The following is a 720-nucleotide window of genomic DNA, read 5'->3' as shown; positions in this document are numbered from 1 at the left end:
AACCTTATCCTCCATTTTGGACTTGCCAATCTCTCTCGTATATCTGAGATTGTGATATTCTTTAGCTGTTCCAAAGAGGCGTTCAATGGTTTCTTTTCGATGTTGGTAGCGTTCCCTCATCCCTCTTTGATGGCGAATGTCCTCACAAATCTCCATATCCTCTTTCCAAAGATGTCTCGTGACAACTTTTTGATGCTTCTGACTCTCTGTGCAACTCCCTAATAAAGGACAAGTGGCACAAATCTTAGCCTTACTCTTATACTCCCGATAGCCCTCACGAGTCGTTGTACAATACTCTAACGTCTGATTCTCGGGGCAAAGGTAACAATCATAATACTCATCGTAAACAAAATCCTTAGGCTGTAACAGGCCTTTCTTTCCTTTCGGTCTGGTATAAGGAAAAACAGGGGTAATGTTTTTATCCAGCAAGAATTTAGCGATAGAAGGCGTTTTATAACCTGAATCAGCGATAAGGAAGTGAGGACTGAAGGGCTCAAGTTTGGCAAACAGCGCAGGAAAAGCTTGGCTGTCATGAACATTCCCTGCTTCTACACTATAGGCTAATGCCCAGCCATGTTTGTCGCAGGCAACCTGAGCATTATAGGCAAAAACTTCTTTATGCTCACCCTTATGAAACCAACCGCTCTCCGGGTCAGTCGTTGAGACTTTCTTTTCTTTAGCCTCGCTTTTTGCGGCGGGCTTTAGCGACTTTTTTGCGTG

The 720-nt window shown here is 43.8% G+C and carries 1 protein-coding gene; it reads right to left on the bottom strand.

Features of this window, described 5'->3' with window-relative positions; genetic code table 11:
* On the bottom strand, window positions 1–720 hold a 720-nt coding region (locus SCSH_RS10775; protein ID WP_152972563.1), incomplete at both ends, for a transposase.

It is taken from the genome of Streptococcus orisasini (genome assembly GCF_001431045.1).
GTDB lineage: Bacteria > Bacillota > Bacilli > Lactobacillales > Streptococcaceae > Streptococcus > Streptococcus orisasini.
Note: the sequence above shows the minus strand (reverse complement) of the source record. Positions and strands in the feature narration are given on the sequence as shown.